Source organism: Thermoproteota archaeon (genome assembly GCA_030130125.1).
In the GTDB taxonomy this organism is placed as follows: Archaea; Korarchaeota; Korarchaeia; order Korarchaeales; family Korarchaeaceae; genus Korarchaeum.
The window spans coordinates 79,940-104,408 of the sequence record JARZZM010000001.1; the positions used below are offsets into that span (position 1 = coordinate 79,940).

Consider the following 24,469-nt stretch of genomic DNA (forward strand, 5'->3'; position numbering starts at 1 on the left):
CATCAGGTTACACCGGCCTTCCCGGAGTATATGGCATAGGCCCTGCCATAAACTATGAGCTCTTGGACGTGAAGCCCCACCGGACAGGCTTTGGAGCACTGTCCGCAGAGAACGCACGAGTAGAGCCTATCCAGAACGGCCTTGGGCCTTACGGGATCGCCCTTCACTAGGGAATTTATCAAGGTCATCCTGCCCCTCGCCGACCTGCTCTCCAGCCTGTCCAATGCTTTGGCCGTGGGACACTCCACATTGCAGAACCCGCACTTCTTGCATTTGTCCGTTTCCCACTCGAGCATCTCCGCTAGGTCCTTCAGCTCTAGGCTCTTGGGCTTGGGGCTTGGCGGGAACACCCTGTACCTATTGAAGTGCGGTTCCTCCGGCATCACCTCCTCGATGCCGTTCCTCATCGCCTCGGCTACCAAGGATGCGAGATCTTCGACGCTGATGTTCACGCTAACGGAATCGAAGCCCGTCCTGAGCATCATTATGCACGCCGGACAGGAGGTGAAGACCATCTCAGCCCCAGTACTCTTCAACTCCTCTATCCTCTCATAGGAGACCATCCTAGCTAGGGGAGGTTGCGTGAGCTCCAGCCCCCCGTCACCGCTGCATCCGGTATTCACTCCGTGCCTGGGAGGCTCCACGTACTTCACACCATCGATCCTGCTTAGGATGAATCTGACCTCGTCCACCACTCCCAGAGTCCTCGCCAAGTAGCAGGGATCGTGATAGGTGACCCTAACCTCCCTGCCCAGCCTCAGGCGCACGCCCCTCTTGGCCATCTCCCTCGCGACGACCTCGACGAAGTGCAGGGCCTCCACATCCCACCCCTCGACGAACTCCGGGTAGTAGAGCCTGAAGGCCGTCGCAACTATCGGGTCCAGCGTGATCACCCTCTTCACGCCCAGTTCCCTGAACCTCCGGTGGACCCACTCCGCGTGCTCTTTGAACTCCCTCAGCAGCCCGTAAGTGTGCAGCGCTACGCCTGAGGGAGGTTCGTCCTCGAAGAGGTAGCCGACCTCAATTCCGAGGTTCTTAAGCACGTAGATAGCGTCTCTCAAACCCCTCTCATATTTCTCGTTGACTCGACCCCACAATGCCTTGGCACCAACGGTGTATATCCCGAGCTTCCTCATGATTGGCCCGACCTTTGCTAGGGAGTTGATGTCCATGAAACCCTCCAGCCTCTTCAAAGCCCTGAAGGCCCCCTCCGCGTATCCCATCACTGGGTACATCTCGCCAGCGTAGAACACCGTGCCGTCCACTGGGCCTTTGGGAAGCAATCCTCTAGCCCACCCCGTCCTCTGATCCGCGCCCAATCCCAAGACGTCGCCAACGGAAGTGGTATTTTCCGCGGCGAACCTCACTATCTCCGGGACGGCCGTTCCCTTCACCCGAGGACTTACTCCCTCCGCTTACTTATTAGTGGAATGGATCCGACCCGGAGAATCACCTACTTCCCCTAGATCCCGGACATCAGCCGAGGGATCCAGATACCTTTATAAATTGAAAATCGAGTGATGGCGGAGAGGTGATCTCGCTGAGGAGGGATCGAGAAACTTCTCCCACGCCGTGACCCCCTCCTTGATCTCTCATTACTGGGGAGAGATCGCATCGCCAATCCCCTGAGGCGAGACCCCGTCTCCTTGAGGAGGTGTCTACCATGGTCAAGCTGAGATTGCCGGATGGGAGGGAGCTGGAGGCCAAAATAGGCGAGAGCATACTCGAGCAGATCCCCCCCGAGTCTGGACTTGTGGCTAAGGTGAATGGCAGGCTCGTGGACCTCACTTGGATCGTTCGCGAGGGAGTAGGGACGATAGAGGTGCTGAACTTCAACTCCCCCGAGGGCAGGGAGACCTATTGGCACACCTCTTCCCACATACTGGCCCAGGCGGTGAAGAGGCTCTTCCCAGAGGCGAAGCTGGGAATAGGCCCTGCTATAGAGGAGGGCTTCTTCTACGACTTCGATCTCGGAGGAAGATCCTTCTCTTCAATGGATCTGGAGAGGATAGAGGAGGAGATGAGGAGGATTGTGAAGGAGAACCTTCCAGTGATCAGGGAAGAGATGGAGAGGGAAGAGGCCATCAAGCTATTCAGGAGCATGGACGAGGTGTACAAGGTGGAACTCCTCGAGGAGATGGACGAAGATATGGTCTCGGTCTACAGGCAAGGGGAGTTCGTGGACCTGTGCAGGGGACCTCATCTTCCCTACACCGGTTACGTGAAGGCCCTCAAGGTCCTTCATGCCTCCTCGGCCTACTGGAGGGGAGATGAGAGGAACCCGGTGATGCAGAGGGTCTACGGAATATCCTTCCCCACAGAGGAGGAGCTGAAGCGCTACCTGAAGATGAGGGAGGAGGCGAGGAAGAGGGATCACAGGATCGTAGGCCCGCAACTCGACCTCTTCTCCATGCCCTCCGAGTTGATAGGGCCAGGTTTAGTGATCTGGCACCCCAAGGGGGCCCGAATAAGAAGGGTGATAGAGGACTTCTTGGTAAGGGTCCACCTGAAGTGGGGTTACGAGCTCGTTTACTCACCCCACATAGCCTACACCAACCTCTGGAGGACCTCAGGTCACCTCAACTACTACAGGGACTTCATGTATGTCTTCGAGAAGGAGGGGATAGAGCACGCGGTCAAGCCCATGAACTGTCCTTTCCACATACTCGTGTACAAGTCCAAGAGGAGGAGCTACAGGGAGCTCCCAATGAGGCTGTTCGAGCTCGGCACGGTGTACAGGTACGAGAGATCCGGAGTGTTACATGGCCTGCTCAGGGCTAGAGGATTCACCCAAGACGATGCTCACATCTTCACGACCCCGAAGAAGCTGGAGGAGGAGATATTCAAGGTCATAGAGCTGGACGAGTACCTGATGCGATCCTTCGGCTTCGAGGAGTTCAAGGTGGAGATCTCCACGTGGGACCCGAGGCGTCCCGATGAGTACATGGGAAGCGAGGAGGACTGGAACAGGGCTCAATCAGCTTTGGAGGAGGCTCTAAGGAAGAAGGGATACGAGTACGAGGTGATGGAGGGTGAGGCCGCCTTCTATGGACCCAAGATAGATGTGAAGCTCGTGGACTCCATAGGGAGGGAGTGGCAGCTGAGCACCATACAGCTCGACTTCAACCTCCCCAAGAGGTTCAATGTCACTTACGTAGACGCCGACGGGAGTGAGAAGACCGTCATTATGATACACAGAGCCCTCCTAGGATCTATAGAGAGGTTCTTCGGCATACTGCTCGAGCACTACGCCGGGAACTTTCCCCTCTGGCTAGCCCCGGTTCAGGCGAGGGTATTGCCCGTAGCGGAGAGGCATCTGGACAGGGCGAGGGAGGTTCTAGATCGCCTGCTCAGTGCTGGGATAAGGGCTGATCTGGACGACGCTAGAGGGACCCTTGGGTACAGGATAAGGGAGAGCGAGCTGGAGAAGGTACCGATCCTCCTAGTGATAGGTGACAGGGAGGTAGAGTCTGGTAAGGTGGCGGTGAGGCGCAAGGGCAAGGGGAACCTTGGGTCCATGGATCTGGAGGAGTTCCTCAGGGAGTTCACGGAGGAGTTCTTGCCGCCGGATCTGAGGGGAGGCTCCTCAACTTTTTAGCCTCTCCCCGCTCCTTCCGTATATGAGGTTTAAATCCTTGGTTCTAGGAGTAGGGGCATTCGCGGTTCCACTGTTCCTTGTCTTCCTCTCGATAGCCTTTTCCCCTTGGTTTCGGTGGGAGGCTAACGCCCTCAGCGATCTAGGTCACTCCCTAAAGAGCCCCGTGGCTCCTCTGTTTAACGTGGGCCTCGTCACGGGAGGACTCTTGATGATTCTCTACTCCGTCCTCTACATGATTAGGAAGTACCCCCATACTTCGAAGCTCATGGCAGCATCTGGCTACTTCCTGATGCTGGTAGGGACCTTCGACGAGGTATACGGGGGGCTCCACTTCCTAGTATCTCTGTTCTTCTTCTTGGGGATCGCCATAGCAGCTATAATTTACAGTTGCGAGGGGAGGAAGAACTACCCAGTGATCTCCACCGTAGTGATTGCGGTCTCTTGGGCGCTGCAACTGTCCGGGGCCTGCCCGTGTGGCGAAGCGGTTCCCGAGATGATCTCGATTCTAGTGACCCTTCCGTGGTACTTGGACTCGTTGAGGAATGTGGAGAGGAGTCTTAAGTGGTAGTGGGGTGGTGGATACGGAACTGCAGCGGAGGGAGGTCTACAAAGCGATTATCCTGTTTGGACTCGTGAGCCTAGTGGGGGATGTGATCTATGAAGGGGCTAGGGCGGTAGCCCCATCCTATTTGGGAGCTTTAGGTGCTACCGCCCTAGTGGTGGGACTGGTCTTCGGCGTCTCCGAGTTCGTTGGACTGTCCCTAAGGCTTGTCAGTGGTGTGTTGGCCGACATCACGGGCGCTTACTGGGCCCTCTATCTCTTAGGCTACGGCCTAATAGTATCGATACCCCTCCTCGGCCTGACCAACCTGTGGCCTGTGGCCGTGGCCCTGATCTTCGCTGAAAGGGTCGCTAAGGGACTCAGATCTCCAGCGAGGGATGTCCTAATCTCTGCAGTGTCCAAGGGGGTTGGCGCCGGGAAGGCGTTCGGCTTGCACGAACTCATGGATCAGGTAGGTGCCATCGCTGGACCGGCGCTGCTGGGCACGATTTTACTCCTCCGACCCAACGACTACTCCTCGGCCTTCCTCTCGCTCCTGATCCCCTATCTCGTCCTGTTAACCTCGATCCTCTACATCTACTACAGGTTCAGGGCCGTGATCCCCTCGGGGAAGAGGACCAAGTTCAGCCTATCTGACCTCCCGACTAACTTCTGGATATACACGCTAGCGGTCTTCCTGAACACGGCCGGTCTGATTCATGTCTCCCTAATTGTGCTTACCTCCAGCGAGGCCTTTTCCCCTTGGATGGCCGCCTACCTCTATGTACTCATGCAGGCGGTGGATGCGATCTCCGCTCCGCTGGCGGGCCTCGCCTACGACAGGATGGGGAGGAAGGTGCTGTACCTGCCGTTCCTGCTCTCGCCAATACCATCCATAGCCACCCTGATGGGAGGAAGCAATGTGCTCTTGGCGGTGATCTTCTTCGGAGTGATATATGGGATGCAGGAGTCCATCTACAGAGCAGCAGTGTCAGATCTAGTCTCAATGGAGGTGAGAGGAACGGCTTATGGTATGTTCAACACAGCCTACGGCCTCGGTTTTCTAGTGAGCGGCTCACTCTTCGGCTACCTCCTCTACACCGGGGATGTGCTCTCGGGTACAGTGTTCTCAGTTGCCGCTCAGGTTGCAGCGGTCACCGCCCTCTACAGGTCTCTACTCGATTGAGATTCCCACCTCCTCTAATACCTCCCTTATCTTCGCCCTAACCTCGGCGGATTCTACCATGAGAGGGGGCCTGCACACCTCCTTTACCGGAGCTCCTAGTATAGACAGGGCAGTCTTTATCGCGGTCGGGAACGAAGATGCGAAGTCATATATCTTAGCAAGACTCGCGAGTTTTCTGAACCCTTCCACGGCGCCTTTGAGATCTCCGGAGAGCCACGACCGGTGTATCGACAGGTGGATCTCGGGGGCAACATTGGCTAGGGCCATGATCCCGCCGTCCCCTCCAAGGGCTAGGGTGTTGAGCAAGTGGTCATCCATCCCGGTCAGCACCGAGAAGTCCAGTCTGACGGATTTCACCCTGACCACGAGGTTGCGCATGTATGAGACGCTGTCCTTTGTCACCTTCGCGCCTACCACGTTGGAGAACTCCTCAGCAAGCCTGACGTAGACGCTCACGGGGATGTCATTCCCAGTGAGGGACGGTATGTTGTATATGATGAGCGGTAAATCCAAGGAGTTGGCTATCCTGCTGAAGTGGTGAAGAAGCCAGTCCTCCTTGAGCTTGAAGAAGTAAGGGGGCATAACCACGGCGCCGTCTGCCCCTAGGTCTTTCATCTCCCTGCCGAGCGAGATGGCCTCCTCCGTGTAATTTGAGCTTATTCCAGGAAGTATCTTGGGTCCCTCAACAGTATCCAGACTTATCCTCACTATGTCGAGCATCTCGTCCCTTCTCAGGTGAACGAATTCCCCTGTAGTCGAGTTGACGAAGATGCCGTCAACTCCTTTCTCGCTTAGAAATGAAACGAGCCATCTCAGGGCCTCTTCATCGATGGAAAGGTCCTCATTGAAGGGGGTTATCATCGGAACTATTACTCCGGAAAATCCCTTCATACGAATGAGAGAGGGAGGAGATCATATAATCCCTAGGTGGTGAGGGACCTCTGCAGTCCCTGAACGTACTTGGCAAGGAGGTAGGCCATGGCCAAGTTAGTGGTGGCCATGAGTATGCCGACTCCTCCGTCGAATCCCATCAGGGTCAGCACCAGCCCTACATGGTAGGCGAGAGCGTTACCCACCATCAATCCGAAGATTCTCAAGGCCACCACCGCAGATCCCTCCACCAACGTTATAAATACAAATTGCTTGATATCGTTTCATAACGTTTCAATAGGATCGTCAGGACCCTTCCAACTATTTCAATCCAGTAGAAGGGAGAACTAGGGGTAACTCCATCCGAGAATATAGTTCAGTGTAAGGTAAAGACTTTAGAGATCGGGGAGTAAGGTATCTGGAGTTAACATGAGGGTGTATTTGGACAACGAACTCTCACCCAGGCCCCCGGACGAGGTCGTAGAGTTCCTCATCCCCTTCTTCAACAAGAAGGCCTACGGATCCCCAAAGGTACCGCATGGACCTGGTCTGGAGGCTTATCAGTTCATCCAAGAGGTGCTGGAGTACCTGAGCTCCTTGCTTAACTCCGATGGCGATTTTACGATAGTGGGGAGTGGAACGGAAGCCAATAACCTAGCCTTGAGGGGCATCATCAAGTTCCTCGGTAAGAGGGGCAATCTGGTGACTAGTTCAGTTGAGCACAGGAGCGTGCTCGGTCTCCTAGAGGATCTATCCCAGGTACTTGAGGTGAGGACGGCTCCAGTCGATGAGGACGGTCACGTAAGGGTTGAGGAACTCGAGAGGCTAATTGATAGGGAGACGATTCTGGTCAGCGTCCAGATGGTGAATCAGGAGACAGGTGCGATCCACGATCTGGACGCGATCTCTGACATAACTAGGGATAAAGGAGTTCTCCTGCACGTGGATGCCTGCGATGCTTTGGGAAGAGTTCTCATAGACCTATCTAAGGTGGACCTCCTCTCCATCAGTGGAAGCAAGATCTACGGCCCGAGAGGGGTTGGCCTCCTCTACGTCAGGGAGGACTTGGATCTGGAACCCATAATGTCTGGAAGCGCTGGGATACAACTGCTAACTCCTGTCGATGTAAATATACCTGCTTTGGCAGGTTTCCACAAAGCCTTACAGCTGTTCGGATCCCCCGAAAAATGGGAGGAGGTGAAGAGGATGAGGGACAGGATATCTAGGGAGCTGGAGGGCACTGATGTAGTGATGAATAGCCCACCGGACTCGGTGGATACAATCAACTTCTCAGTGAGGGAGGGGGCCGGAGCCCTTATACTAGAGGCGAGCTCACGCGGACTCTACATGTCACAGGGCACCTCCGAGCCAGTGAGCTATGTGCTCACCGCCATGGGGAGGACCAAGGAGCTAGCCGCTAACAGCCTCATGTTAAAACTTCATCCGTATATGAAGTGGAGGGAGGTCGACTTCACGATAGAAGTACTGAGCGACTTGCTGGGTTGAGAAGAAGCGAGAAGAAGCCGAGTTCTCGCGGACCATTTCACACATGAAAAAAGGAAACTATTTCAAATATACTTTGAACTGAACCATGGTGCTTCATATGTCCGAGCACAAGCCGACTGTTGAGGAGCTTCTTAAGAAGGCTGAAAAGCCTTCTAAGCTAGCCCTCGCATATCACCCATTTTACGAGGGCAAGGTTCAGGTCATGCCCAAATGCGTTGTCAGGGATGTGGACGACTTCGCCATTTGGTACACACCTGGCGTTGCAGCCTCGTGCAAGGTGATAAAGGAGGATCCTGAGCAATCCTTCTACCACACCAACAGGTGGAATTACGTTGCCGTCGTGAGCGACGGCACCAGAGTTCTGGGCCTCGGTAATATAGGTCCGGAAGCAGGTCTACCCGTGATGGAGGGTAAGGCCCTCCTGTTCAAATACCTAGGGGGGGTTGATGCCTTTCCATTGGTTGTTAGGGCTCACAAGCCGGATGAGATGCTCAAACTCTTGGAATGGATCGAACCCAACTTTGGAGGGATCAACCTAGAGGATATCGAGAAGCCGAAGTGCTATTACGTACTGGAAGAGGCGAGGAAGAGGCTTGAGATCCCCGTTTGGCATGATGATCAGCAGGGTACTGCAACTGTGGTATATGCGGGTCTCAAGAACGCCTTTAAACTAGTTGGTAAGGACATGAAGCAAGCCAAGATAGTCTTCTACGGTGCGGGCGCGTCCAACGTGAGGGGAGCGATAGTCCTGATAAAGGCGGGAGTGCCTCCAGGACATATCGTGATGATAGACAGTAAGGGGCCCCTCTATCGCGACAGACCTGATATGGACGAGATAAAGGAGAAGGACCCGTGGAAGTACGATCTGGCCATGAAGACCAATGATGAGAACGTTAAAACTATAGAGGAGGCCTTCAAGGGGGCCGATGCTGTCATAGGAATGAGCAGACCTGGACCCGGTGTTATTAAACCCGAGTGGATCAAGCTGATGAACGACGATGCCATAGTGTTCTCGTGCGCCAATCCCGTCCCTGAGATATGGCCTTGGGAGGCCAAGGAGGCTGGGGCTAGGATCGTCGCCACTGGAAGGAGCGACTTCCCCAACCAGGTGAACAACAGCCTCGGATTCCCCGCTATCTTCAGAGGTGTTCTCGATGTGAGGGCGAGGACCATAACCGACGAGATGTGTATAGCCGCTGGAGACGCCCTAGCCAAGTTCGCCGAGGAAAAGGGAATACACGAGGAGTACATACTCCCGACCATGGACGAATGGGAGGTATACCCGCTGGAGGCGGTAGCAGCGGCTGAGCAGTCCATCAAGCAGGGCGTGGCTAGGAAGATCCTCAGCAGGAACGAGCTCTACGAGAGGGCGGTGAATATAATCAAGAATGCCAGAGAAGCAACTAAGCTTCTCATGGAGAAGGGCCTGATACCCTCACCGCCTCCCGAGGAGGAGGTCTTGGAGAGCTACGGCCCGTAATTTCTCTCCTATTTTTCGAGCCCTCTAAGTCTAGGGAGTCCTGCCAGCTGCATACAGTTCACTTTTTAACGCTGGCTGCTCCTCTAACCTATGCGACTAATCTTCGCAGCATTACTCCTGACGCTCTTGCTTGCATCACAAGCCCTCCCAATCCAAGCATCCCCGCAGAAGCGTAAGGTCCTCATAATAGCCAATGAGTTCGATTCCAAGGCCGCAGATGTATTGAAGGCGGCCCTCTCGGAACTTGGCATGAAAGTGGAGAGGTCCATTAAGCCTTCCGATGGTTACGAGCTCTACTTCGTCCTAGGTGGGCCACTCGCTAAGGGTGCGGGACACCTCTCTAGGAAGCTGCTACCTCGAGAGGAGTCACAGGCTCTCATGAATGTGAGGGGATACTGGACTTTCGTCCTCTCTTCCATTGATGGGAGGGACGCTCTGGTCATCTCGGGTCACACTAGGAAGGAGACCCTCCAAGCCGTCAAGTCCCTCCTAGACAAAGGGATTGCGGACTTCGTGGTTGATAGGGAGGTGAGGATAGCACCCCCTCTCTCTGAAAAAGAGAGGAGGAATACTACCTCGCTCCACTTCAAGTGGAGGTTCCCCCCCAAGGTGGGCAAGGACTACGAGTTCTCTCTAGATGTTCCCTTACCTCTAATAGACTTCCTCAGAGTCAAACCGAGGATGAAAGTGGTTGAGTTCAATGAGAGCAGGGAGACCCTGATATTCACATGGTACTTGATGGTCAGGACGCCCCACGATGATCCTTACATCTCCAAACTAGTAGAAAAGCTCGAATCCATTGCAGAGAGCGAGGGAATGGACGAGTACAGGAAGCTCTGGTTCGTCGCCTCCTTCATCCAGAGCCTGAAGTACTCGTTAGCAAACGAGTTCTCCCCCACCGGGGATTACCCCAGCTACCCGTTAGAGACCCTTTACAGGGGTAACGGCGATTGTGAGGACCTGTCAATACTCCTCATATCCCTCTACGAGCAGATGGGCTACAAGTCAGCTCTTCTGATAATGCCCACTCACGCTGCGGCCGCTGTATACATGAATCCTGAGCTGGTGAGGTGGCCTCGCGTCAAGGCTGATGTGATAGACTTTGAAGGGGCACCAGTGGTTCTCGTTGATCTTCTGGATCTCCAGAGAAAATTGGGGGAGGGACCCGCTTCCTTGGAGTTCGAGCTGGATGGGGCTAGCTACTTCTACATGGAGACCACGAACTTCTTCATGCCGGGCGAAGTTCCCGATCTGTCGTGGCTGACCGATCAAATAGGCTGGTATTACAGCGACTTCCCACTCTTCGTCGTGAGCATGGAGGGGGTCCCCGTTCCCCTAATAGCCAACTATACCATAGCCACTAGGAGGATAGGGGACGGGTATGGGGTTACAGTTATAGCCAAGGTAACCAACGTGGGCGATAGGGAAACGGTTCCCCTCAAATTGGAAGCTCAACTCTCCCCCCTAAGCCAAGTGAAGGTTGGAGGGAACGATCCCCACCTCGTGAGACTCGGGGAAGCTGGCGATAGGTTGACCTTGGACAGGAAGGTCGAGCTGGTGGATGTGGACACCCTGCAGCCAGGGACTGTGAAGACCATTGTAATTAACTTCTACACCCTGATCTCAAAGATGGGAGCGAGTATCGCTCTGAAATATCAGGACTCCGATCTAGATTTCGTCAGGATAAGACCTTTCAATCCGTGAGGTGATCTGATGGCTGGGGACGTGCTGGGCAGGGAGCTGCGCCTGATATCCTTCGGAGAGAGCCATGGGGACGTGGTGGGAGCCGTTGTGGAGGGAGTTCCCGCCGGGCTTCCGCTGGATGAGTCTGATGTGCAGGAGCTGCTCGATCTAAGGAGGCCTGGCCAGTCCGAGTACACCACTAGCAGGTCGGAGGCGGATAGGGTGAGGATCCTCAGCGGGGTCTTCAGGGGGAGAACCACAGGTGCTCCAATCGCGATGATAGTGCGAAACGAGGACATCGTTTCCTCCTACTACGAGGAGTTCCTGAGGACCCCAAGGCCCGGGCATGCTGATTACGTGGCTAGACTCAAGTACGGGGGCTACAACGATTACAGAGGTGGAGGTAGGTTCTCAGGTCGAATGACCATCTCGATGTGCATGGGGGGAGCTATAGCGAGGAAGCTCCTTAAGAGTATCGGGACGGAGGTTATAGCTTACTCGCTGGAGATAGGGGGCGAGAGGGCATCAGACTTCACGCTGGACGAGGCTAAGGAGTACAGGTATAGGAACCCAGTTAGGGCCCCCAACGAGGAGAGCTACAAGAGGATGGCCGAAGCCATAGAGAGTGCCAGAAGGGAGGGGGATAGTGTGGGAGGGGTGGTTGAAGCCGTAGCTCTGAATGTGCCACCCGGTTTGGGCGAACCTCTCTTCGATACCATAGAGGGCGATGTGGCGAAGGCCATGTTCTCCATACCGGCCGTCAAGGGAGTGGAGTTCGGCTCTGGCTTCAAAGCGGCGAGGATGAGGGGATCGGAGCACAACGATCCGCTGGTAATAAGGGATGGGAAAGTCGCCTACGCCAAGAACGATCACGGTGGTGTCATAGGCGGCATTACCACAGGAGAGCCGGTCGTGGTCAGGGTCGCCTTCAAGCCCACCTCGTCCATAGCCAAGCCACAGCGTACCGTAGACCTTGAGGAGATGAGGGAAGTGGAGATAAGGGTTAAAGGGAGGCACGATCCATGCATTGTGCCGAGGGCTGTCGTGGTGGTCGAGAGCATGCTGGCCTTCGTGCTCGCCGATCACGCGATCAGGGCCAGCCTCATACCCAAGGTGCTGAGGTGAAGTTGATGGAGGACCTGAGAGCGAGGGTGAGGGAGGTAACCCTCGGATTAGTGGAGTTGTATGCCGAGAGGATGTCCTTGGTCAGGCGGATAGCTGAGTTGAAGAGGGAGAGAGGCCTTCCAGTCAAGGACGAGGCCGTAGAGACTAGGCTTTGGGATGAGGTTTCAGCCAAGTGTAGGGAGAGGGGGCTGGATCAGCTGGATTGCAGGAGGATCTTCAGCTTCCTGATCTCCTCCTCCATCAGGGCTCAGATCCCGGAGGGTGGCGGAGCAGGACCGCACGTGGAGGTCTTCAGGAGGGCCAAGGAGATCGAGAGGTCCGGCACCAGGGTTTACCACCTCGAAGTGGGTGAGCCTCCATGGTCCTTCCCGCCAGCGGTCTTGGATTCCTTAGTGGAGGCTATAAAGAGGGGGGAAACGAGGTACGGCACCTCAACTGGCACCTTCAGGTTCAGGGAAGCTGCCAGCGAGTGGCTCTCACGCAGGGACGGCATTGACGTCAATCCGGAGGAGGTAATACCTACGCCGGGATCCAAGTACGCGATCTTCTCTATACTGTCCACCTTCCTCAGACCGGGTGACAGGGTGGGAGTGCTGCTCCCTGCTTGGCCTGCCTACAGGGGAATGGCATCCCATCTCTCCTTAGAGATGGTCGAGATCGATTCAACTGAGGAGGTCGAGAAGCTCGAGGGAGTTAGAGCCTTCATCCTCTGCTCTCCCAACAATCCCGACGGGAAGGTGTGGTCCAAGAAGGAACTTGAATCCTTGGCAGAGGTTTTGAGGGAGACGGATGCACTTCTAATCAGTGACGACGCGTATGCGGAGTTATCGTTCTCGGAGAGGGTTCCCCCCTCCAAGGTGTACGAGAACACTATATCGGTGAACACCCTGTCGAAGGCTTTCGGCATGACCGGCTTCAGGCTGGGATACGTGCAGGGGGACGAGGAGAAGGTGAGGAAGCTGGCCAAGTTCATCGGCCTGACAATCACGAACGTCCCTGAGTTCATCCAAGAGGCTGGATCTTCGGCCTTGGAGTCAGCTGGCGACTGGATCCCGAGGGTAATGGGGCACATGATCTCCTACCTTGACTTGGCTATGAGGAAACTTGAGGGAGCTCCTCTCCAGATGAACAGACCTGATGGAGCGCTATATCTCTTTCCAAGGGTGGAGCTTGATGACTTCGACTCAATGGACTTCGCATTCAGACTGTTGGAGGATAAGAAGATAGCTGTCGCACCTGGATCGGGGTTCGGTCCCTACAACGACAGGCTGAGGATCACTTACGCCAGTCCCGATGCAGATCAGGGATTGAGACTCCTGAGGGAGGCCCTCCAGTCTTGGAAGTCCTAGTTGTGGGAGCTGGGGCCTTGGGCAGCGTCTTGGCAGAGTACTTGGTTAGAGAGCACTCGGTCTCAGTGTACGATGTGGATAAAGGGAGGTCCTCTCGACTGGCTGATCGGATAGGGGGTAGACCTATAGAGAGCTTGGGAGGTCCTCTCTTGTACGATGTGGTGGTCATCTCCGTTCCTATATCTGCTACCCCCTCGGTGATTCGAGATGTATCCGCCAAGATGAATGGGGGAACGATAGTCGAGGTCTCGTCGGTCAAGTCGCATGTGGTTCCTTCGATGAGGGAGGCCAGTGAGAGAGGCATAGAGACTGTATCTATACATCCTCTCTTCGGACCCGGGCTGAGGGATCTATCTAAGGGGAGAGCAGCCCTTATCCCTATCGTCAACGCGGAGAGGGAACTGGAGATATCATCCTCCCTCTTTCCATTTGAACACGTGATTGTAAGCGTCGAGGATCATGATAGGGCCATGGCATGGCTCGCCCTCATTCATCTCATCCTGCACGCCTTCCTCTCATCCTCCGAAGGTGAGGCCGATGTAATCAAGTCGCTCGAGACCACGACCCTCAGGTGGTTCCTCAGGCTGGGAGCTTCCTCACTACTCCAGAGTGAATCCCTGACGGAAGACCTCATTAAGGAGAATCCGTACTTTCAGGAAGTGCTAGATCGCTTCCTAAGCTCGATGAGCGAGGACGTGGGGCAGCTCAGGAAAAGGCTGAGGAGGTGGATAGACCTCCTCGATCTCGAATCGTCCTACAGGTCCCTTTACGGATGAGGGTCACTCACTCCTCTATCTCGGCGGGATTATCATCCGTGCTCGGCTCTACTTCCTCCTCCAGTATCTTCTGAACGAACACAGGATGCTGGAACAGGGAATGATGCATCTCAGGTGAGTAGAACTTGGTCCTCCCCTCCAATCCCCTCTCCCTGAACCTCCTCGCCAGAACCTCGGTCCCTACATCTGGAGGTACCACGTAGTCGGATCCGAAGGAAAACGTCCAATCATCGGTGAATGATGGGATGTAGGCTCTCGCCAAAGCGTACTTGAGGAACGCCTCCCTTACGGCCCTGTACACCCTCTGGAAAGCCAACCTGTTTATGTGCAGTCCGGTGCTGTGAGTCACCATGAGGCCGCCCTCCCTCAAGATCTTCCTCACCTTTCCGTAGAACTCTCTAGTGTATAGTCTAGCGGCCTGTCCGTAAGGGTCAGTCAGGTCGAGGATGACCACATCGAACTTCTCCTCCAAGCTTTCCACGTAAGCCCTCCCATCACCGATCACGAGCTTCAGCCTGTCGTCATCGAAGGCACCAGCTGGTACCTCAGGTAAATGCCTCGTCACCAGATCTATGACCGATCTGTCCAGTTCCACCATGGTGACCTCCTCAACGGGATGCTTTAGTACCTCCCTCAGGGCACCTCCGTCTCCACCACCTATTATCAGGACCCTCTCAGGCCTCTCAACAGATAGTAAGGCCGGATGAACGAGGGTTTCGTGATAGATGAACTCATCGTACAGGGAGAGCATCACTATGTGCTCTATGAAGAGCGACCTCCCGTAGAAAGGGAAATCAACTACCTCCACCAGCTGTCCCGCTTTGCTCTGCTCGGAGGAGACGACCCTCTCCACGGGCGTCAGAGTGGCGAGGTTGGGGCCAGCGTGCTCCAAGTAAAGGAGGATCCCATCAATGGTGCGCAGCCCGGGCTTCGGCAGCTTGGGGGACATAGGACTCCTTATCCGGCCGGACTTAAAAATATGGTCACTAGAGGAGGGATTTGGAGAGGAGCTCGGCTATGGAGTCTACGTATTCCTCATCTATGAACCCCTCCTCCTGCAGGATAGCCAGCTCACCGTAAACGATCTCCCTCAGGTCCTCAGACAGGAGGTTACTCCCCCATTTTATCCTATCCACCCTGAGTATTGAGGAGAGCCTCCTGTTCACCTCGGTCTCGTCGAAGAGCGAGTCGAACCTCCCCAGGAGGTCCTTGATCCTGTGAGTCAGTCCCGGGGTCTTGAACCTGAGATTGGATACTAGAAATCTCCTCCTAGCCTTCCCCTTTGTCTCCACCAGATAGACCGGTAGGAGAATCTCTCCTATGGGGGGCGCGGATCTCAGCGTGCTGACCAGTTCCTCGTACGCCCTCGCAGCGCCTTCTATCCTCGAAATCAGGGAAGAGCACGCTCCCTCTATTCGACTCCTCTCGTGCTGATACTCCCTCCTGAGGCTCGAGTCCGGTGGATACCTCTCAATCCACGAGTCCAACTCCCTCACCATCTCGTCGCAGGAGAGCCTCACCTCAGACGCGAGCCGAGTGAGCCTCTTAAGGAAGGACTCCAGCTCGTCCAACCTTCCCATCAGGGACCTCACCTCTCTGGAGGAGAGGGGATCGCATTCGCGGCCGACTTGGATGCACAGGTCAACTTCGGTCGTCCTAATCAGCAGAGGGAACAGGAAGCTGGGGGCGATTCCCTCCAATCTCACCTCCTCACTGGGAGGCCTGAAGGAAGATAAGGCGGACACCCTAGATGCGAAGGTCCTGTGATCTATGGCCGTTCTCAGCGTGGAGAGGGTTGACTCCCAAGCTCCCACATCCTCTAACCTGTAAACAGGTTCTAGGGAGCAGGCCCTGTCTATCACCACTGAGAGCCCGTCCACTGAGGCTCCCTTCAGGGGAACGTACCCCAACCTAATGGAGTCGAGGACCTCCTCTTTCCTGCTGAACAGACCTTTCTTCTTCCTCTTCTCCTGTATGAAAGAGAGTATGGCCGTCAAGTGAGCCGCCAGATTATGTCTGGGATAATCCAATAGTATGTTCACGACCTCGGCCATCTCGATCTCTCCTCCAGTACATCCAGTTCCCTCACCAGCTCATCGGGTATCCTCCATCCAACCGATCCAGCTAGCTCCTCTACATGATCCACGCGGGATGCCTTCGGAATTGCCACCACCATCGGTTTGGATATGAGCCAGTTTATCGCCACCTGAGCCGGGGTCTTCCCCAGCCTAGCAGCTACCACCTTCAACTTCTGAGGTGGTCTCTTCGCCAGTCTCCCCCTGTCTAGGGGGCTGTACGCCATGAGGGTTATTCTCTCCCTCTGACAGTAGGGAAGCAAGTCCTCCTCAGCTTCCCTCACTCTAAGGCTATACTCCACCTGATTGGTCACCACGTCATTATGCTCCAGCAGTTCCCTAGCTCTCTTCAGCAGATCCAGTGAGAAGTTGCTCACCCCGATGTATCTCACGATGCCCTCGCTAACCAGCTCCTCCATCGCCCTCAGCGTTTCCTCGAGCGGGTAGGATGGATTCGGCCAGTGGATGAGGTATATATCGATGTAGGTACCGAGCCTCGCAGCGCTGGCCCTAGCAGCTCTCTTCACCGACTCGTAGGCTAGGTTGGTCCCCCATACCTTGGTGACGATGGTGAGGGACTCCCTGTCGAAAGGTTTTATGGCCTCGCCAACCAGTTCCTCAGCCTTTCCCCACCCGTACATCTCCGCGGTGTCTATGAGCGTCATTCCCAGTTCGATGCCCCTTCTAAGCGCAGCTATCGCCTCCTCCTTAGGAGCTGCTTCTATCTGGTAAGTGCCGATGCCCACCTTAGGTATCTTAACGCCTGTACCGTCAAGCTCCTCGTATTCCACGGGGATCACCTGCCAAAAGCTCCTGAGCTAAGGGAATACCGTTACCATTGAGGTCAAGTTGAAGGAGCCCGGAGGTCTTATACCTATCTGCTCCGGCCACTACGACCACTAGGGTATCGCCTTCCAAGCTCACGTGTACGACCTGCCCTCCCTCTATGAGGGAAGCCTTCTCGGCGCCGGATAGCAGAGAGGCGGCGATGTTTGAGGGCATGTTACTGTCGGTCGGAGCCTTGTGACCACCCAGCACGACGACCACATCGTAATTGCCGAACTCGTCCGTGGAATTTATCCTGTGGAGGGTAACTCCTGAGGAGTTCGCAGCAGATATCAGGTCCTCGGATGAGAGGTTCCAGTCTATGTCGTTCGAGTAGACGGCTACCCTCCTGACGCGGGTGGTCACGTTGATCTCGTAAACCTTGTTCCTAGCTCCAGTGAACACGAGGGAGAGGACGCCTGACGCCTCTATCCCGTGGAGGGATGTAAGGGAGAGCGTGACATTGAAGGGCGGGGTGCCGGACCGGGGAGAGAGGGACACGTTCAGCCATTCGGGGGAGCCTAAGATCCCAGCGGATACTTCACCGCTGAAGTTCCCCGTGGGCACGACCCTCAGGGACACATTCCTCCCCAATCCGCCGACTAGATCTACTCGGGAGGGACCCACCACCGAGAAGCCCTTCCTCTCGAGGACCGTGAGGTTAACCGGAGCTGAGGCCTCCATGACGCCCTCGGCCCTTATGACCACCGTGTACTCCCCCCCGGGAGCGGTGTCCTGAACCTCCAAGTTGAGGGTGCTGTTGAACGGAGGGAACCCCTGTTGAGGGAAGAACTCGTAGGAGAGGAAGTCGGGACCCTCCAAAGACAGGTTTATCGGTTTTGAGAGGTGGCCCGTCACGTACACCCTCATGCTTATGTTCTTCCCTTGAGTGACCACCACCTCGGGGGCCTCGAGAACGATGCCCAGCGAGGCGGCCTCATACTCTATCGTAAGAACGGGCCCGTTTGACCCACTTACCTCCGAGTAGAACTCATAGTAGCCCTCTTGTCCCTCGGCTATCTTGATAAGGAGCCAGCCACTGCTCTCCAACTCATTGTCGACGGCAGCTTGGACGTATGACGTCAGATTTATCACGGCTTGGGGGAAGGAACCAGCTCCTTCACCCCACTTCTCTATGAGATCTCCTCCCGGGCTGCTCCAAGGGAGGCCCGATCTCACACTGTTCCAGGTCGTTCCAAATATGTCTGGTTCTCCTCTCACGTCCCAGACCTCAATAGTGGGATTAGACGTGTTATATGTGGTCAGCACTAGACTAGCGTTGAGTATCTTGGAATATTGAGGTATGTGCGATCTTATCTCACCTATATCGAACCTTAAAAGAGCTCTAGCTTCCACGGTGTCGTTGCCTACTGCGGTTCTGGATACTCTGAGGACTTGGGAGCTAGCGTGAGGGGTGTCAGGCTCCCAGCTGGCTATGTAGCAGTCGACGTATGACCTGACCGTAAGGGAGTCACTCGCCTCCATCAATGAGACGGGGATGATCAGGAGGACCATCGAAAGGATGGACAGCGATCTAACAGAGACCCTCATAAAATTCAGGCCTCCTGTCCCCGAATATATCGTTCAGCTCATTTATCTTCTTGCTATCAGCGAGCTTAGGATCTATCTCCGCCACCATCACGTGCTCCCCCTCCTTAGGGGCTTGGACAAGCACTTTCATGCTGGGATCCACGATGAGGGATCTACCCTCATACTCGAACCTCTTCCCTCCCCTCTCCTCCACCCCGCTCCTGTCCGAGAGGATGATATAAACCCTATTCTCGACGGCCCTAGCTAGGTCTACTGTGGGTGCAAAGGGGAGCACGAGGTTGGAGGGGTGGGCTATGACTTGGGCGCCTTTTAGGGCTAAGGTCCTCGCTGCCTCCGGGAACCTCCAGTCATAGCATATCATTACCCCTACCCTCATACCGGCCACATGGAACACCTGGAAGCCGGTATCCCCGGGCTCGAAGAACAGCTTCTCCTCGAAGAACAAGTGGGTCTTCCTGTAAACTCCCCTTACATCACCTTTTTCGTCGATGACCACTGCAGAGTTGTAGAATTTGTCGCCATCCCTCTCCGCGAAGCCGGCGACCAAGGCAGTGGATGTCTCCTCGGCGAACTCCCTCAATTCACTCACGGTGTGTCCCTCTAGATCCTCAGCTAGCTTCGAGACCTCTTCCTTACTCAGGAAAAGGTAGCCGGTATTGAACAGCTCGGGAAAGACTAGGAGATCGGCCTCCACCTTGGAGGCGAGCTCTAGGGCCCTCGCTACGTTTCTCTCGACTTCACCAAATAAGGGATCGTTCTGGACGAAGCCTACCCTCTTCATGAGCTATCCAAGCGAGGCCTACCATCGTGCCTATTAACCTTCACGGGATGAGCTCCATAAGGATGAGCAGGATTATACCAGCTAGGATAAGCTTCCTACCTTTATACGTGAATATATCGCTCGCCCATAGCACCACTCCCAAGGCGATGAGTGTTCCAGCAAGGACCCTCCCTATAGAGATCGCGGACTCCTTCAACACGTTGAGTATGTTTATAATGCTCTGAGTCAACTCGTTTATTGCGCTCTCGAAGCTGGAAAACGGATCTTGGGCCTTGACCGCTAGGGGAGTAATTAAGAGCAATACTACAAGAGCTGAATAGATGAGCGCCTTCATCGCTTCAACCGGGGGTTATGGGATAAGGAGGAGAATAAACGCGCTAACGATTGGAAACTTTCACGATCCCCTCACTCTGATCTCCCACTCCCTTATACAGGAGAATCCCCTCCTCAACCTTCCATCTCGTATTATGATCGCCTCTTCGTCGAAGACAACGGCCTTGAAGGCGATGGCGATCTCCTCTCCAGCGAACTCGGTGGTGTAGGTGAGCCTGAGGCTTATCCCCTCATCGGTTAGGTTCCTCCTCAGGTACCTCACGAGGGAGGCCAGTTCCTCCCTCATCTCTTGGAGGGCTGCGGTGACGTTCTCCTCACTCGAGAAAGCTTCCCTGACGATACTTATGGTCCGGTGTCTTAGATCAGTGAGGACCTCCCTGATGAGGAAGTAAGCAGTGGGCTGGCAGGCCTCGATACCGAAGTACCTCCTCGCCTTGATGCCGAGTAAATCATCCCTGATCGTTAGCCTCGATGATGCAATGACCTTTATCCCTCCATCCCTGCAGTAGCCTCCGAAGGCCTTATCTGAGGCATCGCCCTCTCTTGACTCGCCTATTGAGTAACGAAGATCTCCCATCACGGAGAAACCCTTACTCGTCATGTCCTCCCTCAGGAGTTGAACGAACAGACTTCCGTTCGGAGGTAGGGGGAGCTCCTCGCAGGCCGTCGCGTTTACTTCTGCGAGCCACCTATCAACCCAAGACCTAGCGAAGATCAGGGATCGAGCTTTGAGCGTGTCGGCCTCCGCACTTATCTCATACATCCTCAACTCCCCCATGTAGAGGAACCAGTCCTCATCGGAGCGCGGCACGCTGACTAAGAAGGAGGCTACGAGGAGTGCGATAAGGATAAGGATAAGCTCCTTCATGGTGAACCAACCCTCATCTTCTTAGACGGCGAGGTTCCGGGTATCAGAACGCAGTAATAGATCCCCTCCTCTCCTCCACATGCGCTTACGAGCTCCCCCTGCCCCGATTGACCAAGGAGGACCCTGTACCCGAGCTCGTTCACCGTCCTCTTGAGGTCACTGCATGCCCTAGCTTTCCACTTCACCTGCCAGCCGGGATGAACTCTAGTCGGGATCACCAAGGCATAAGACACGATGAGAATTGAGATTAACGCAGCAAGTGGCCATTTCAACCTAGAGCACCTGCCAAAGCCATCAAGAGTAAGACCACCAAGAACATGGTCAATAGTGCCTCTAGGAACTCCTCTAACATCCCACGACCCTCTTCAGATAGTCGGAAGCGTCCAAGTCCAGTGAGTCAGCGAGTTTCCTTAACTTCTGCCGAGCCTCGACCATCCTATCACAGCTGTAGCTCTCGAGAGCAGGAATGAGGGAGGACAGGACGAGTAGCACGATTAATAGGAGCGCGATCAGTGATAGGAGGGAGAGGGAGGCGCTCAATCCTTCCTCCATGCTCCCGCCCATCCCAAGGATACGTACTGCTCCCGCCAAACGCTGACGAACCTGCCGAGACCCACAGCTTCACTATGGCACCTGATCTCGAAGGGATACCTGAGGCTGGCGGAGGCGTTTCCCGAGCTCACCTTGACTAGATGTCCGCTGCAGGAAAAGCTCACCTTACACGGGAGGTACACGTAAGTCTCCGAGAGTCCTCCCCCTAGCGAATTGGTTATGGCCAAATCTATGGATCTGATGGCTGTGTTTACGCAATTTATGGATCTCTTCTCATCTAGTGATTTCATGGCCCTGCTGACTGGTCCATTGATCGAGTAAAGTATGAGGGCCAAACCCGCCGCCATTAGGAGGGCCCTCTCCATGGAAGCTCTCATCTCCCCATCCTCCACCACGCCAGTAGGTACACTGCTGCGGCTGCTATCGGGTAGAGAGCAGGATCGATCATTAGGGAGGCAGCCAGAGCGGCAGGAAGCAGGACCAGAAGGAACACTCCTCTCATAGGACCTCCCATTTATTATGAGAGGGAGGGATAGTGAACGATCGAAAATCGCGTTAAAATGGGAAAAATTTCAGGAGGCCGGCCATTTCCTCCTCCTGAACTTGGTGAAGGCGAAATAGGCTACGAGAGCGACCACTATTCCAATTACCAGTCCCCAATACGGTGAAATCCCTTCACTGGGTGCCGGAAAGTCGACGGCGACAGCAGCAGAGGCGACCGCCACCCCATAGCTCAGCACCGTGACGGTGTAGTTGCCTGGGCTCACTCCCTTGAACACTATCAGTTGACTGGAGCTAGGATCCAGTGTGACGGAGCTGTGATCGATCTCCTCTCCCTCCCTGAGCAGGACGATATCAAACGTTCCAAGCACGCCGCCGACGTTAGTTAGGTTGACCTCTATCGTCCCGTCGGAGGGCGAGGCTGACAGGGAGACTGGGAGAGGCATGACTTGGAACGAGAGCGAGTGATCGTTATCCGCCCTGTCCACATCCACCCCATCTAAGGGTATAAGAGAGACCGTTAACGTGTGATTCCCGACCGCCAGCTCCAAGGTTGGGATCTCCACATCGGCGAAGCTCTCTCCCTTGGGAGGTAAGGTATCGAGAAGCTGGGAGTCGATCAGCATGTCGTCCACGTACACGGAGACATTGACTCTAGAGGGAGATGGACCCTCGTTCGCCACCCTGATCTTACTAGAGAGAACCTCGCCCCTCTGAACCCTCTTAGGGATCGAGACCTCCTTGACATGGACATCACATGACGGTTTAACGTGCACCTTGGCTGAAGCTTGGCTGTAAGGCCTCTCCCCCCTCGTTATCAGGGCAGTCAATTTGAAGGTCCCAGCTGACGGAGGAGTGAAGGGGAACTCAGCCATAGATATGGATTTGGGGGGAACGTAGATTCTCTGTGCTCCTATCTCAGTATCGTTAACGAACAGCCTCACTCTGAGATCGAGCGCGTCGCCCGAAGGGTTCGGGATGTAGACCTTCACGAAGTATTCCCTTCCTTGGATCATCTCCCTCTCTACATCGATAAATGCCTCGACCAGCGGGATTACAGAGAACTTCATCCTATAGGTGTTGTCTTCGGGAAGCGGGTCCCCGTACTCCTTAGGTTCCACAGTCACCTTCAGGTCATGCACTCCTACGGTAAGGTTCGAGGTCGGGACCCTCGTAGTGACGGTAGTGTATCCCCCAGCCGGAATCGGAATGGACCCTTTGGATAAGTTACCTATTTCCCAAAACTCCACGACCTTAAGGCCCTCATCCACGAAAACGCTCACCTTGACGATCCCGGAGAAGACCTTGGACTCCTTGTTTCTGATGTAGATAGTGAGGGTGAGGGGCTGTCCCTGCTGCACCTCTCCGTTAAGAGGTAACACCGTTATCCTGTCTATAGAGAGGTCCCAGTGCTGCTGGGAGGTCGCATGGGCCAGCGGCATCATGAGGAGAGGGAGGATCAGTAGCAGGGTCCCCGACTTAGACGACATCTCTCACCTCTCCCTCCTCCAATTAAATACGTTTGTTCGATCTTAGCCTATTCCCCCCACGACCGACAGGATTATGAGTCTGGAGAGGAGCGATGTCCTGGTGCGATCATGACAGAGCTGCTCTACATGGATGACTCCTACCTGAAGGAATTCGAGGCAGAGGTCGTCGAAGTATCGGGGGACAGGGTCGTGCTTGATAGGACGGCTTTCTATCCCGTAGGCGGCGGATTACCTAGCGACACGGGCGTCCTGTTGAAGGGAAGCGAGGAGTACCGGGTCGAGGAGGTGAGGAAGGAGGGAGGCAAGGTCTGGCACATAGTCCCCGGACACTCACTCTCGCCGGGAGATGGAGTGAGGGGAGTGATCGACTGGGACAGGAGGTACAGGGTGATGAGGATGCATACAGCACTCCACGCCCTCATAGCGGTGATGAACCAGAAGTTCGGGGTACTCGTGACCGGAAACAAGGTGGCTCCAGATAGGAGCAGGGTTGATGTCAATCTGGAGAAGCCAGATAGGGAGCTAGTGGAGAAAGTAATTGCCGAAACGAACGAGGAACTGGCTAAGGGACTTCCGGTCAAGATATACTACCTTCCTAGGGAGGAGGCCATGAAGATACCCGGCATAGTGAAGCTGGCCAGAGCTCTCCCTCCAAGCGTTCAGAAGCTCAGGATAGTCGAGATAGAGGGACTGGATATTCAGGCGGACGGCGGTCCTCATGTCTCTAATACGAAGGAGGTAGGGAGGATAGTTTTCCTGAGGTTGGAGAACAAGGGGAAGAACAACAGGAGGATCCACTTCACCCTCGAACCCTGAGGAGAACGACAAAAAGCTCAAAGGATTTATCCGTGCCCCGAGGTGTCACCTCTCATGAAGCTTCTTGGCGAACTACTATCGAGGATCAGAGGGAGCAAGGGGGAAGAGAGGAAAGAGGACATAGAGGATATCTTGGAGAAAGCCCTGAGAGGTGAGGTTCTAGAGTTCGAGGAGGCCATGTCCTTCCTTGGAGCCGTCGAGGCCAAGCTGTCGAGGGAACCCCAGATGAGGAGGGTCAGGGGAAAGGTGGTGTTCATTGGGGACACCCATGGTGACCTCGACTCATCCAAGGAGGTCCTCAGAAAATTCAAGGACCACAAACTCGTGTTCCTCGGCGATTACGTGGATAGGGGGAAGAAGCAAATAGAGAACGTTAACTTCCTCCTAGCCCACTACTACAGAGATCGGGATAGGGTGATACTGCTCAGGGGAAACCACGAGTCCCCCGTGGTCAACCTGAATTACGGATTCATGGAGACGCTCTATCACACGTACGGCTCGGAGTGGCCCTTCCTGTTCATGAGGTATAATGAGGTGTTCGCCAACCTTCCGTACGCTGCTGA

General features: G+C 55.0%; 26 protein-coding genes. 11 read left to right on the forward strand and 15 right to left on the reverse strand.

Annotated features, from left to right (window positions below):
• Positions 1-2 precede the first annotated feature (2 nt).
• Positions 3-1,394 carry a (Fe-S)-binding protein gene (locus QI197_00445; GenBank protein MDK2371848.1) on the reverse strand — a complete coding sequence of 464 codons (1,392 nt, stop codon included), beginning with the start codon at positions 1,392-1,394 and terminating at the stop codon, positions 3-5.
• A 269-nt stretch (positions 1,395-1,663) separates the two neighbouring features.
• On the opposite strand from QI197_00445, the gene thrS reads away from it, so the two are divergent.
• From thrS to QI197_00460, 3 genes are read left to right on the forward strand one after another with little or no spacing between them, the layout of a single operon-like run.
• A complete protein-coding gene (gene thrS, locus QI197_00450) occupies positions 1,664-3,598 on the forward strand; it encodes a threonine--tRNA ligase (protein ID MDK2371849.1) in 1,935 nt (644 codons plus the stop codon).
• A gap of 37 nt (positions 3,599-3,635) precedes the next feature.
• Positions 3,636-4,166, forward strand: coding sequence for a DUF998 domain-containing protein (locus QI197_00455; GenBank protein ID MDK2371850.1), 531 nt, complete (start codon positions 3,636-3,638; stop codon positions 4,164-4,166).
• A gap of 7 nt (positions 4,167-4,173) precedes the next feature.
• On the forward strand, positions 4,174-5,325 hold the full coding sequence (locus QI197_00460; protein ID MDK2371851.1) for an MFS transporter: 1,152 nt from the start codon (positions 4,174-4,176) through the stop codon (positions 5,323-5,325).
• On the opposite strand, the gene QI197_00465 is transcribed toward QI197_00460, so the two are convergent.
• Entirely contained in the window at positions 5,314-6,216 is a 903-nt protein-coding gene (locus tag QI197_00465; protein MDK2371852.1) for a dihydrodipicolinate synthase family protein, read from the reverse strand. The genes QI197_00460 and QI197_00465 overlap by 12 nt on opposite strands.
• Before the next feature lie 32 nt (positions 6,217-6,248).
• Positions 6,249-6,422 (reverse strand): hypothetical protein, encoded by a 174-nt coding sequence (locus tag QI197_00470; GenBank protein ID MDK2371853.1) that lies wholly within the window; start codon positions 6,420-6,422, stop codon positions 6,249-6,251.
• Between the two features lie 202 nt (positions 6,423-6,624).
• Between QI197_00470 and QI197_00475 the strand changes: the two genes are divergently transcribed.
• From QI197_00475 to QI197_00500, 6 genes are all read left to right on the forward strand, one after another.
• A complete protein-coding gene (locus tag QI197_00475; protein MDK2371854.1) occupies positions 6,625-7,701 on the forward strand; it encodes an aminotransferase class V-fold PLP-dependent enzyme in 1,077 nt (358 codons plus the stop codon).
• Between the two features lie 97 nt (positions 7,702-7,798).
• Positions 7,799-9,181, forward strand: a complete 1,383-nt coding sequence (locus tag QI197_00480) for an NADP-dependent malic enzyme (protein MDK2371855.1) — start codon at positions 7,799-7,801, stop codon at positions 9,179-9,181.
• A gap of 90 nt (positions 9,182-9,271) precedes the next feature.
• Complete coding sequence (locus QI197_00485; GenBank protein ID MDK2371856.1) at positions 9,272-10,885, forward strand: hypothetical protein; 1,614 nt, start codon at positions 9,272-9,274, stop codon at positions 10,883-10,885.
• Positions 10,886-10,894: 9 nt separating this feature from the next.
• Entirely contained in the window at positions 10,895-11,989 is a 1,095-nt protein-coding gene (gene aroC / locus QI197_00490) for a chorismate synthase (protein ID MDK2371857.1), read from the forward strand.
• A 5-nt stretch (positions 11,990-11,994) separates the two neighbouring features.
• Entirely contained in the window at positions 11,995-13,338 is a 1,344-nt protein-coding gene (locus QI197_00495) for an aminotransferase class I/II-fold pyridoxal phosphate-dependent enzyme (protein ID MDK2371858.1), read from the forward strand.
• Entirely contained in the window at positions 13,326-14,114 is a 789-nt protein-coding gene (locus QI197_00500) for a prephenate dehydrogenase/arogenate dehydrogenase family protein (GenBank protein MDK2371859.1), read from the forward strand. The genes QI197_00495 and QI197_00500 overlap by 13 nt, the downstream gene beginning before the upstream one ends.
• 7 nt (positions 14,115-14,121) lie before the next feature.
• Here QI197_00500 and speE read toward each other — a convergent pair whose 3' ends face one another.
• The 12 genes from speE to QI197_00560 all read right to left on the reverse strand — a co-directional run bounded on the left by speE (position 14,122) and on the right by QI197_00560 (position 23,090).
• A complete protein-coding gene (gene speE / locus QI197_00505; GenBank protein MDK2371860.1) occupies positions 14,122-15,063 on the reverse strand; it encodes a polyamine aminopropyltransferase in 942 nt (313 codons plus the stop codon).
• Between the two features lie 37 nt (positions 15,064-15,100).
• The gene (locus QI197_00510; protein MDK2371861.1) at positions 15,101-16,168 is read right to left on the reverse strand and encodes a hypothetical protein; all 1,068 of its coding nucleotides are present in this window, start codon (positions 16,166-16,168) and stop codon (positions 15,101-15,103) included.
• Positions 16,153-16,980, reverse strand: a complete 828-nt coding sequence (locus QI197_00515) for an aldo/keto reductase (protein MDK2371862.1) — start codon at positions 16,978-16,980, stop codon at positions 16,153-16,155. Before QI197_00515 ends, QI197_00510 begins: the two co-directional genes overlap by 16 nt.
• Positions 16,961-18,565 (reverse strand): DNRLRE domain-containing protein, encoded by a 1,605-nt coding sequence (locus QI197_00520; protein ID MDK2371863.1) that lies wholly within the window; start codon positions 18,563-18,565, stop codon positions 16,961-16,963. Before QI197_00520 ends, QI197_00515 begins: the two co-directional genes overlap by 20 nt.
• Positions 18,549-19,346 carry a nitrilase-related carbon-nitrogen hydrolase gene (locus tag QI197_00525; protein ID MDK2371864.1) on the reverse strand — a complete coding sequence of 266 codons (798 nt, stop codon included), beginning with the start codon at positions 19,344-19,346 and terminating at the stop codon, positions 18,549-18,551. The genes QI197_00520 and QI197_00525 overlap by 17 nt, the downstream gene beginning before the upstream one ends.
• A 40-nt stretch (positions 19,347-19,386) precedes the next feature.
• Positions 19,387-19,680: a hypothetical protein gene (locus tag QI197_00530; protein ID MDK2371865.1), complete on the reverse strand. Its 294-nt coding sequence runs from the start codon at positions 19,678-19,680 to the stop codon at positions 19,387-19,389.
• A gap of 60 nt (positions 19,681-19,740) precedes the next feature.
• Positions 19,741-20,547 (reverse strand): hypothetical protein, encoded by an 807-nt coding sequence (locus tag QI197_00535; protein ID MDK2371866.1) that lies wholly within the window; start codon positions 20,545-20,547, stop codon positions 19,741-19,743.
• Positions 20,544-20,819 carry a hypothetical protein gene (locus tag QI197_00540; GenBank protein MDK2371867.1) on the reverse strand — a complete coding sequence of 92 codons (276 nt, stop codon included), beginning with the start codon at positions 20,817-20,819 and terminating at the stop codon, positions 20,544-20,546. Before QI197_00540 ends, QI197_00535 begins: the two co-directional genes overlap by 4 nt.
• 73 nt (positions 20,820-20,892) lie before the next feature.
• Positions 20,893-21,099 carry a hypothetical protein gene (locus QI197_00545; GenBank protein MDK2371868.1) on the reverse strand — a complete coding sequence of 69 codons (207 nt, stop codon included), beginning with the start codon at positions 21,097-21,099 and terminating at the stop codon, positions 20,893-20,895.
• The gene (locus QI197_00550; GenBank protein MDK2371869.1) at positions 21,084-21,476 is read right to left on the reverse strand and encodes a hypothetical protein; all 393 of its coding nucleotides are present in this window, start codon (positions 21,474-21,476) and stop codon (positions 21,084-21,086) included. The genes QI197_00545 and QI197_00550 overlap by 16 nt, the downstream gene beginning before the upstream one ends.
• Complete coding sequence (locus QI197_00555; GenBank protein ID MDK2371870.1) at positions 21,473-21,601, reverse strand: hypothetical protein; 129 nt, start codon at positions 21,599-21,601, stop codon at positions 21,473-21,475. The genes QI197_00550 and QI197_00555 overlap by 4 nt, the downstream gene beginning before the upstream one ends.
• A 70-nt stretch (positions 21,602-21,671) precedes the next feature.
• A complete protein-coding gene (locus QI197_00560; protein ID MDK2371871.1) occupies positions 21,672-23,090 on the reverse strand; it encodes a hypothetical protein in 1,419 nt (472 codons plus the stop codon).
• A 108-nt stretch (positions 23,091-23,198) separates the two neighbouring features.
• Between QI197_00560 and alaXM the strand changes: the two genes are divergently transcribed.
• Together alaXM and QI197_00570 are read left to right on the forward strand one after the other, a co-directional pair.
• Positions 23,199-23,906 carry an alanyl-tRNA editing protein AlaXM gene (gene alaXM / locus QI197_00565; GenBank protein ID MDK2371872.1) on the forward strand — a complete coding sequence of 236 codons (708 nt, stop codon included), beginning with the start codon at positions 23,199-23,201 and terminating at the stop codon, positions 23,904-23,906.
• Positions 23,907-23,960: 54 nt separating this feature from the next.
• Positions 23,961-24,469 (forward strand): metallophosphoesterase (locus QI197_00570; protein MDK2371873.1); only part of this gene is annotated, 509 nt, incomplete at its 3' end.